The organism is Halochromatium sp. (assembly GCF_054919635.1).
The window spans coordinates 1-9,872 of record NZ_JBUDPI010000121.1 but is presented as its reverse complement, the minus strand read 5'-3'; the positions used below and the strand labels follow the sequence as shown (position 1 = coordinate 9,872).

10 protein-coding genes and 1 pseudogene are annotated in these 9,872 nt (G+C 62.8%); 6 read left to right on the top strand and 5 right to left on the bottom strand.

The genetic code is table 11. From position 1 onward, the window contains the following. The 4 genes and pseudogenes from ACY693_RS09295 to ACY693_RS09280 form a co-directional block, all read left to right on the top strand. Positions 1-241: pseudogene (locus tag ACY693_RS09295) on the top strand (glutathione-disulfide reductase); the annotation flags it as partial. A 235-nt stretch (positions 242-476) separates the two neighbouring features. Further along, the gene (locus tag ACY693_RS09290) at positions 477-707 is read left to right on the top strand and encodes a hypothetical protein (RefSeq protein ID WP_462321548.1); all 231 of its coding nucleotides are present in this window, start codon (positions 477-479) and stop codon (positions 705-707) included. Then, positions 658-1,236, top strand: a complete 579-nt coding sequence (locus ACY693_RS09285; RefSeq protein WP_462321547.1) for a nucleotidyltransferase domain-containing protein — start codon at positions 658-660, stop codon at positions 1,234-1,236. Before ACY693_RS09290 ends, ACY693_RS09285 begins: the two co-directional genes overlap by 50 nt. A gap of 100 nt (positions 1,237-1,336) precedes the next feature. After that, the gene (locus tag ACY693_RS09280) at positions 1,337-3,541 is read left to right on the top strand and encodes an NAD(+) synthase (RefSeq protein WP_462321546.1); all 2,205 of its coding nucleotides are present in this window, start codon (positions 1,337-1,339) and stop codon (positions 3,539-3,541) included. On the opposite strand, the gene ACY693_RS09275 is transcribed toward ACY693_RS09280, so the two are convergent. Together ACY693_RS09275 and ACY693_RS09270 are read right to left on the bottom strand one after the other, a co-directional pair. Beyond that, the gene (locus ACY693_RS09275; RefSeq protein ID WP_462321545.1) at positions 3,531-4,115 is read right to left on the bottom strand and encodes a hypothetical protein; all 585 of its coding nucleotides are present in this window, start codon (positions 4,113-4,115) and stop codon (positions 3,531-3,533) included. The genes ACY693_RS09280 and ACY693_RS09275 overlap by 11 nt on opposite strands. A gap of 2 nt (positions 4,116-4,117) precedes the next feature. Continuing rightward, the gene (locus tag ACY693_RS09270) at positions 4,118-5,215 is read right to left on the bottom strand and encodes a hypothetical protein (RefSeq protein ID WP_462321544.1); all 1,098 of its coding nucleotides are present in this window, start codon (positions 5,213-5,215) and stop codon (positions 4,118-4,120) included. A gap of 248 nt (positions 5,216-5,463) precedes the next feature. On the opposite strand from ACY693_RS09270, the gene ACY693_RS09265 reads away from it, so the two are divergent. After that, positions 5,464-6,069 carry a DUF938 domain-containing protein gene (locus ACY693_RS09265; protein ID WP_462321543.1) on the top strand — a complete coding sequence of 202 codons (606 nt, stop codon included), beginning with the start codon at positions 5,464-5,466 and terminating at the stop codon, positions 6,067-6,069. A 185-nt stretch (positions 6,070-6,254) separates the two neighbouring features. On the opposite strand, the gene ACY693_RS09260 is transcribed toward ACY693_RS09265, so the two are convergent. Both ACY693_RS09260 and ACY693_RS09255 read right to left on the bottom strand, forming a co-directional pair. After that, entirely contained in the window at positions 6,255-7,301 is a 1,047-nt protein-coding gene (locus ACY693_RS09260; protein ID WP_462321542.1) for a hypothetical protein, read from the bottom strand. Between the two features lie 16 nt (positions 7,302-7,317). After that, positions 7,318-8,835, bottom strand: a complete 1,518-nt coding sequence (locus ACY693_RS09255) for a methyl-accepting chemotaxis protein (protein WP_462321541.1) — start codon at positions 8,833-8,835, stop codon at positions 7,318-7,320. Here ACY693_RS09255 and ACY693_RS09250 point away from each other — a divergent pair. Continuing rightward, positions 8,834-9,016 carry a hypothetical protein gene (locus ACY693_RS09250; RefSeq protein ID WP_462321540.1) on the top strand — a complete coding sequence of 61 codons (183 nt, stop codon included), beginning with the start codon at positions 8,834-8,836 and terminating at the stop codon, positions 9,014-9,016. The two genes, ACY693_RS09255 and ACY693_RS09250, sit on opposite strands and share 2 nt — an antisense overlap. Positions 9,017-9,028: 12 nt before the next feature. Here ACY693_RS09250 and ACY693_RS09245 read toward each other — a convergent pair. Next, positions 9,029-9,872, bottom strand: an 844-nt coding sequence (locus tag ACY693_RS09245; protein ID WP_462321539.1) for an EF-Tu/IF-2/RF-3 family GTPase, incomplete at its 5' end; no start/stop codon positions are given.

Here is a 9,872-nt window from a genome sequence, read left to right as displayed (position 1 = left end):
GATGAAATATGCGCTCAACAAGCGCGAGCCACGCACCGCGATGAAGCTGGTCTGCACCGGTGAGAACGAACGCGTGGCGGGCATCCACATGGTGGGCGACGGCGTCGACGAGATGCTGCAAGGCTTCGCTGTGGCGGTGAAGCTGGGCGCGACCAAGGAAGACTTCGATAACACGGTCGCCATCCATCCGGTCAGCGCTGAGGAGCTAGTGACGCTGAAGGAGCCTTACACCGGCGACTGACGCACGTGGTCCGGCACCGCCTGCAAGGATGCAGCAGCCACTGAATCAGACAAAGACCGGCCGCTGATTCGACGACGCCCCGCCTCGGGGCGTTTTTCGTGGTTGCTCCGATCTTGGTTTACGCCTAGATTGAACAGGCCGACTTCTGTGACGATCGCCACCGGCAGAGGCTGCGATAGACGCCATCGTGCATGGTATCTGATACGACGATAGGGTTCGGATGAGGATTGCTGGAATGCCAGAGTTTCAACGCATCGTCGGGCGGCGCCGGCAGCGCCCAGTCGGCGAGCTGCGTCCTCCAACGCGAGAAGAACGCGCTTGGGTGAGCGCGATGGCATCGCGACGCTCGCGCGTACCGAAAGGCGTCTTTCGCTCCCGGACGATGGAAGAGGCAAACGCCGATTGGGAGCGTTGGCATGTGGAACTGGTTGCTGAGATTGCTGAAGAGCCCAAGGACGACGTCTGAGGCCGACGCCGACAGGGATGCCAGCGATGTCCTGTTTACGCGACCAGCAAGCTGGGAAGATGTCATCGCCACGGCACGTTTATTGAATCGTTATGAGGTTCGTTACTTGCTGGTGGGAGGATACGCGCTTGCCGCCCATGGCTACGTTCGAATGACTGAGGATATCGATATTGCTGTCGCGCCAGACCCGGAAAACAGCCGGCGCTGGGTCCTAGCACTCTCAGAACTGCCCGACGGGGCAGCCCGAGCATTGGTCAACGAAATCGACCCTTTCGAGGGCGCTTATCTGCACGCCATTCGCATCAATGACGAGATCACGATCGACGTCATGCCCGCGGTGGCGGGTGTTGCCTTCTCGGAGTTGGAACAACATTCACAGGGAATGCTAATGGATGGGGTGAAGATCCCCGTGCTGGGGCTTCAGGGCCCGTGGAAGACAAAGCAAGGTCTGCGGCCTAAGGATCAGGCGGATGCCGCCGTTCTTCGGCGGGCGATCGAGGCACTCAGAGCATCCACTCGTGACGACTAGATGATGACTGACAACATCCAAGGGTTCGCCCAGTTCCGTGACCACGATAACGATGAGACGACCCGCGGCACCCCAGCCTGAGCGTCAGCATGCTGACGCCGTGAGCGAATTCTTCAACCTCTATCAGCAAGGCATGGTCAGGGCCGCGGTCTGTGTACCCGAGGTGCAGATCGCCAACCCGCCTGCGAATGCGGCAGCGACCATTGCCCTCGCCCGTCGCGCCGATCAGGCCGGTGCACTGATCGCATTGTTCCCGGAGCTGGGGCTCACCGGCTATACCAATGACGATCTCTTTCATCAGCAAACCCTGCTCGACGCAGCGCTCGCGGCACTCGCGCAGCTGGTTGAGGCGAGCTGCGAGCTGCGGCCGCTGCTCGCGGTGGGCTTGCCATTGCGCCTCGATGGCCGCCTGTTCAACTGCGCGGTCGCCATCCATGCCGGCCGAATCCTCGGCGTCACGCCCAAGTCTTATCTGCCGAGCTATCGCGAGTTCTACGAAAAACGCCAGTTTGCCGCGGCCGATGCGCTGCTCAGGCGCGAGACGGAGCTGCTCGGCCAAGTCGTCCCGATCGGTACCGACCTGCTGTTCGAGGCCAACACCCTACCCGGCCTGGTCCTGCACATGGAGCTGTGCGAGGACCTCTGGGCACCGATCCCACCTAGCACCTACGCCGCCATGGCCGGCGCGACGGTCTTGCTGAATCTCTCGGCCAGCAACATCACCATTGGCAAGGCGAGTTACCGCAACGACCTCTGCGCGGCCCAATCCGGCAAATGCCTCGCCGCCTACCTCTACTCGGCGGCTGGCCCCGGCGAATCGACCACAGATTTGGCCTGGGATGGCCATGCGGTGATCTTCGAGCAGGATCGACTGCTGGCCGAGTCCGAGCGCTTCCCGAGCACCGAGCAGATGATCGTTGCTGACATCGATCTGGAACGCCTGCACCAAGAGCGGCTGCGCATGACCAGCTTCAGCGACAGCATTCGTGCCGAGCGCGAACGGCTGCAATCGATACGCCGGGTGCACTTCAGTCCAACGCTGCCCAGAGGCGACCTCGGCCTGAAACGCGAGATCGCCCGTTTCCCCTATGTGCCCGCCGACAGCAGCGAGCGCGATGCACAGTGCTACGAGGCCTACAACATCCAAGTCCATGGGCTGGCCAAGCGGTTGCAGGCCACGGGCATCCAACGAATCGTGATCGGTGTCTCCGGCGGGCTCGACTCTACCCAGGCGCTCTTGGTGGCGGCGCGCACCATGGACCGACTCGGGCTGCCGCGCACCAACATCCTCGCCTACACCCTGCCTGGCTTTGCCACCAGCAGCGAGACACGCGCCAACGCGCTGGCTTTGATGCAGGCACTCGGCGTTCAAGCTGACGAGATCGACATCCGCCCCTCCTGCACACAGATGCTCAAGGACATCGGCCATCCCTTCGCCGAAGGCCAACTGATCTACGACGTCACCTTCGAGAACGTCCAGGCCGGCGAGCGCAGCTCGCACCTGTTCCGGCTGGCGAATCACCACAATGCGCTAGTGCTCGGCACCGGCGACCTATCAGAGATCGCGCTCGGCTGGTCTACCTATGGCGTGGGCGACCAGATGTCGCATTACAACGTCAATGCCTCGGTGCCGAAGACGTTGATCCAGTATCTGATCCGCTGGGTCATCGCGAGCAAGCAGTTCGATGCCAGCACCAACGGCATCCTGCAAGCGATCCTCGACACCGAGATCTCACCCGAGCTGGTGCCTGTGCATGACGATGGCCCGGCATCGACCGCCACCGGCGAGGCAGACGTGGAGGCGGCATCAGCGGATAGGGCGCAACTTGCAGCCCGTCACGGTCTCACGACCGATGTTGCAGCCGCTGCCGAGACCGGCGTCAGGCCGGGTGCGGACGCCTCGGCCCCCGCGGCGATCAGTGGTCTACAGAGCACTGAGGCCAAGATCGGCCCCTATGAGCTGCAAGACTTCAATACCTATTGGATCACCCGCTATGGGCTGCGACCGAGCAAGGTCGCCTTCCTGGCCTGGCATGCGTGGCACGACAAGGACCAGGGCCAATGGCCTGATAATCTGCCCGCGGCGCGGCACCATGACTACGATCTTGCTGAGATCAAGCGTTGGCTGGAGGTCTTCCTGTTCCGGTTTTTCCAGATCAGCCAATTCAAACGCAGCTGTATGCCGAACGGTCCTAAGGTCGGCTCGGGCGGCTCACTCTCGCCACGCGGCGACTGGCGTGCGCCAAGCGATGCTGAGGCCGCGATCTGGCTGCAGGAGCTGCGCGAGAACATCCCTACTCTTTGACCTTCTTCCGGCGCCGGCGCGAGGTCGCCGATTGCGACTCGAGCGCGGGAAGCTCGTCGGCGGTGGACGCGATCAGCCGCTCGTTATTCTGGGTCGCATTCTGGATGCGCAGGCGCTTCTCCTGGCGAACGCGCAGGCCATAGCCGGCCGCCGCGCCACCGGCAGTCGCGATCGTCAGCAGTCCTAGGGTCAAGAACTGGGCAAACATCATCGCCACGCCAACCCCAACCACGCCGCCAACGGCAACGCCGGTGCGCAGCTTGGCACCGCCAGAATCCTTCTGTTTCCGCGCAGCCAGCTTGGCCTTCTCGCGCTCCGCCTGCATGCGCAGCTTCTCGCGCTCGCGCGTGTGCCGCTTATGCTGCTGCGCGAGCGTCTGCTCGCGCACGGTGCCGACTACCGAGTCGAACCAGAGCGCGACCAGAAACCCGAGCAGTGCGGCAACACCGGCGAAGAGATAGACCGTCTGCTCGAGATCGGTCATCAGCGCGGTATAGGTCAGCAATGCCGTTGCCGCCTGCAGCAGCAGGATGCCAATCAGGAATCGAAATAAACCGCTAAGACGTCCGCCCAAGATCAACTCTCCTCTGATGATGTCGCCGCGAACGCGTTGGCCTGACCAGGCGCTCCGATCAACCAGATCCAGGTCGCCGAAGGCGGTGGCTCGGCACCGCGGTCGAGCCGATGATCAGGAAACATCCTCTGGACGCGACGACCGATGGCCAACAGACTCTCAGGACGACCAATCAAATCGCCGGGAATGGGCCGATCGTAAGCGTCGACGAGCGAATACATGTACTCGGGACCCAGATCCTGCAGATCGACGATCAATAAGGGCACATGCTCTGACATCGGAATCAAGGCTGGGCGAAGACTGGTCACGAGGAAAGGCCCGTTCGACTGCTCCAGCCGGTCGGCAAGCTCCAGCTGCCCGAACATGCGCAGTTGCCGAGCCAGCGCAAACTGCATCTGCAACGAGAGCTCAGGCCGCACCCGCTGCGCGAGACTGGCATCCTCGGACTGCCGAGCATCGCCCGCGATACCACCGGCGCCAAGACCAGTCTGAGGATCGACCTGGATCAAGAAGCCATGCTGGCCGCTACCCTTGTCTGAGTCACCGGTATCACCCAGCACATAGGTGTCGATCACCCGCAGTAGCTCCTGATAGCTGGCAGCATCTGCGTCAAGCGCGTGACCAATCGGCCCCCCGAGGATGAAGGTGTACAGATCGTAGCCAGGGCGCGCGTCCGCGTAGAGCTCAGCCAACCCGTTTGAGCGCTCGGTCTCGACACCGCTCGCCGAGGGCAGATAGGCCATGGCATAGAGCACGCCGGCATCAAAGGCAGCGCTATCGATGGGGAAGCTGGACTGCTGCTTGGCGCTGTCCTCATGCTCAAGGCCAGTAACCTCGTAAGCCAGCAAATCGGCAGCGCCATCGGCAGCGTTCAGACCTGTGTCCGAGTCAAACCCTTGCTCTATGGCACGTTGGCCAGCGTGCATCCTATCCGGGACCTCAATCGGGTCAGCGCCATGGGTGCGCGAGCCGCCCGCAGCGCAGGCTGCTAAGAACCCGACACCGATCAGCACTATGCTCAGCAGCGCTCCACGCATTGAGGTCTCGCAACAAGGGATGGATAAGAAATGCGCATGATAGCTGATCCACGCAACAGGCATCAGCGCCACCTCGTCAGGCTGGTTGCGAAGACCAGCCACGGGCCTCAAATCCGGGCAACAAGCCAGAGCTAGGCCCAGTACCTGATCCCACTTCCTGATTCCGTGCCTGAACCCATGCCCGATCCAGTCCATGACCCAGTGCCCGACCCGGTACCTGCTCGCTCCAGCAAAGCGCTCTCGTCGAGAGCGCTGGCCGGCTTCGACGCCGAGCGCTGGCATCGCGAGACGCAGCGGAGACCCTCCCCATGATGGACAAACCCTTTTCACCTGCTTGCGAAGAGAACAAGCAGCCTATCCTCGAGGTCATCGCCCCGCGGCTCGCCTCGGCACGCTCGGTGCTCGAGATCGGCAGCGGCACCGGCCAGCACGCGGTCTATTTCGCGGCAGCCTTAGCGCATCTGCGCTGGCAATGCACCGATGTGGCCCAGCACCTGCCCGGGATCAGGCTCTGGCTTGAGGAGGCAAGGCTGCCAAACCTACCCCCAGCGCTGGAGCTCGATGTCGACGCCGACTGGATCAGCGCATTCACTGGCACCGGTTATGACGCGATCTACAGCGCCAATACCGCGCATATCATGTCGCTTGAGCAGGTCGAGCGGATGTTCAACGGCGTGGGTGCACTGCTGTCGGATCAGGGTCAGTTCCTGCTCTATGGCCCGTTTAGCCAGGATGGTCGCCATACCAGCGAAAGCAATGCGCTTTTTGATCGCTCACTGCGCATGCGCGACCCAATGAGTGGGGTGCGCGACTTGCGCGAACTGGAAGGCTTCGCTCGCACAGCGGGACTCGCGCTCGAGGCCGACATTGCGATGCCGGTCAACAATCGGACCCTGGTTTGGCGACGTCAGCGCTGAACGGGTGTCTAGCATGCTAGCTCGGATCGCTCTTCGCACCGAGCGCTGGATCGCATGAGCCCGCAAAACCGGTCGTCTTACCCTGAAATAGGCGCTTCATCTTCCGGGGCGACGAAGAAGGCGAGCGAAGGGACCAGCAAGGCGCTATAAGTGTTGACAGAAACCGCCTTAGCCCATCTTGTCCGTCAATCCGTTGGAGCGGCCTCGGCTGTCGGCGGCTGGTCGAGCCGCTCCACAACTGGCTGCAGCCGCTGCCAGAAACGGCGTAAACGGCTGCGGTCTAGCTGCCATTGACGTCCGTCGCAGAGATCGAGCCAAACCGCCTTGAGCGTGCCAGCTCGCAGAGACTGCAGCGCCTGCGCGGCTCGCGTCTCGACCCCCGCCACGGCGCTGCACCAGCTGTCCGGATCGGCATCCAGCATGCCATCGGCCATCTCGGCCTCGATCAATAGCACTCCTGGGCCGGGTCGGTAGTCATCGAGGCCGCTTAGATCGAGTCCGCTGGCCGCGGCCAATCCACGTGCCAGCGGTTGCTCGGCGCAGACTTGGGTCAGTCCTGATGGCGCCGCCAAGGGTTGCCATTCTCCAACGCCCGCCAGCCAGAGCGTGTTCACGGCGGGCCGACCGCGCGCCTCTCGCTCGCGATTCACCGGGGACTGGAACAACAGCATCTGCAACTCGCTCATCAGTGCCGCCCAACGCCTGGCATCGGCGCCGGTTGGCAAGAGGCCATCGATATGGCGGCCGATCAGGGTCTCGAGTGGATGGGTCTGCAACCGCGGTCGCTCGATCATCTCCAGGTACCAGCGTGAGGCGACGGGTGCCACCAGACGCAGACCGTCGTCGGCCAGATGTGCCTTCAGATGCGCATTCACCGCTTGAACAAGCGCGTTCGCCTCATCGCGACTGATGCCGAGATGCCGCGCATCGAACAATCGCAGCTGATCGCGGTCGGGGCGCAAATGGACCGGATCGGCATGCATCACCACGCCACGTCGATCCCAGCTCGGGTCATCGGCGGCACGGGCATAGGGTGCGCTCGCTTGGGCACCAAACCGTTGCAGCAGATGCTGAGTCAGGCAGGTCTCGGCGGCACTGGCCGCTGGCTCCTGTTTCAGCCGGCCACGCTTCAACAGCAAATCCAGCGCAGGCGTCGATGGCGCCCGCTCCGGCAGCACAGGCACGGGTCCTAGAAGACCAGGCGCAAGGATGATCAACTCGCTTCCTGTCACTTGCCGCCCCCGGGGATCAAACCTTGAACCGGCTCACACGGCCCTGAAGATCGGCGGCAAGGTGCGACAACGTTTCACTCGTGGAGGCAATTTGGTCAGCACCAGAGGCGGTGTGCTGGACCTCCTCGCTGATGTTTTCCACATTACAATTCACCTTCAGCGCCACCGCCGACTGCTGCTCCGCCGCACCGGCAATGCGAGTGCTCATGGCGTTGATCGTGCCGATGGAGCGGCTGATCACCTGCAGGGATTCGCCTGCCCGCGCCGCCTGATCGACGCCGCCGCGAGCCTTGTCGCGTCCCTCTGCCATCGACTGAACCGCCCTGGAGGCACTCGACTGCAGGCGCTCGATCATGTCGCGCACCTCCTTGGTTGCAGCATGGGTGCGGGAGGCCAGGGTCCGCACCTCATCCGCCACCACGGCAAAGCCTCGACCCTGCTCGCCGGCCTGGGCGGCTTCGATCGTCGCATTCAGCGCCAGCAGATTGGTCTGTTCGGCGATGCCCCGAATCACCTCTAGGATCTTGCCGATCTCGTCGCTGTCCGCTGACAGGGTGCTAATGATCGTCGCGGACTCTTCCACCTGCTGCGCCAAGGCCTGGATGGTCTCGATAGTCCGCTCCACCTCCTGGGTGCCGGTCTTGGACTGCTCGTCGGTATGATCGGCGGTGCTAGCCGCTTCTGCCGCATTGCTCGCCACATCTTGGACCGTCGCTGCCATCTGGCTCATGGCGGTGGCCACTTGCTCTACCTCCAGCTGCTGACTATGGACCTGCTGGCGCGTCTCGCCGCTGGTCACGGAGAGCTGCTCGGCAGCGGACGCCAGCTGCCCGGATGCTGCCACCACCTGCTTGACCAGGCCATGCACGCGCTCGGCAAAGCCATTGAAGGCCGCTGATAGATCGGCCACCTCGTCGCGACCCTCAACCGGCAAGCGTTGGGTCAGATCACCCTCCCCTTCGGCGATCGATCGCAGATGGCGGCTGGTGCTCTTCAGCGGGGTCACAATCGCCCGCGTCAATAGCCATCCCAGCGTCAGCGCCAGGGCCACGGCAATCAGCGCGGCCAGAATCATGGTCGTGGTGGCGACCAGGGCGGTGCGCTCGGCCTGGGCCATCACCGCCTCACGCTGCTCGGTGAGCTGAGCCCCCAGATCGTCTAACAGCCCCCGCAGCGTCGCGAGCTGGTCCAGGGTCTGACCTTGATAGATCGTCAACCCCTGTTGCCGGTCGCCCTCATCCACCGCCCGTAGGAGACGAACGGCGCTGTGATGGAGTGCCCGATGGGGCTGCTCGATGGCAGCGAAGGTGCGGCGAAAATCGTCTGGGGCCTCGGCATAGGCGTCACTGCCACGGAAGCTGTAGAACCATTTGCCGAAATCACACTGAGTGTGGTCGAGCTGCCCCTGAAACTCGGAGCCGAGGACAAAGACATTGGCGAGATCGTTCACCCACACCAGGTGATCCACCTCTTTTTGCACCTGGAAGATGGCCTGCTCATAGGTCGCGGCCACCTGATCCTGCGCCCTGCTCATGCGACTCAAGCCGATCCAACCGATCGCGGCAATCACCAACAGGATCACCAGCACAACAGCAAAAGATGCGGCCAATTTACGGCCGATGGTCAAGGATGAGAACATGGTTTTAGAAGCCCGTTATCATGGTCACAAGACCATCTTCGCTGCCGGAATCGGTCACGATGCTCCTGCCTTGTGACAGCCCGACCGGTCAAAGTTCGCGGGTCGCATTGAAACGAATGTCCGGCCAGCGCTCCTGGGTCAGATCCAGATTGACCCTGGTAGGGGCGAGATAAACCAGCTGTTCATCGCCATCCAGCGCCAGATTCTCATAGGCCTTCTCCTTGAAGCGGGCGAGCATCTTCGGATCATCGCATTCGACCCAGCGTGCGGTATGCACGCCGACGGCCTCAACGACCGCCTCAACGCCATACTCGCCTTTGAGCCGATAGGCGGCCACCTCGAACTGCAGCACACCGACCGCGCCGAGGATGATGTCGTTGTTCTTCAAAGGTCGGAAGACCTGGGTCGCGCCCTCCTCGCATAGCTGCAGCACGCCCTTCTGCAACGCCTTGAGCTTGAGCGGGTCCTTGAGCACAACGCGCCGGAACAGCTCCGGGGCGAAATAGGGCACGCCCTCGTACTTGAGGTCTTCGCCCTCGGAGAAGGTGTCGCCGATCTGGATCGTGCCGTGATTGTGCAGACCGATGATGTCGCCGGGCCAGGCCTCCTCGACCTGGCGCCGCTCATCGGCCTGGAAGGTGATGGCATTGGCAACCTGGACCGACTTACCGATGCGCACGTGGCGCATCTTCATGCCCTTCTTGTAGCTGCCCGAGCAGACACGCAGGAAGGCGACGCGGTCGCGGTGCGCCGGGTCCATGTTGGCCTGGATCTTAAACACGAAGCCACTAAATTTCGGCTCCCGCGGCTCGACCGGACGCTCGCGCGTCGCACGGGTCAGCGGCGCTGGCGCGTATTCAACGAAGGCATCGAGCAGCTCTTTGACGCCGAAGTTGTTGATCGCCGAGCCAAAGAAGACCGGTGTCTGTTTT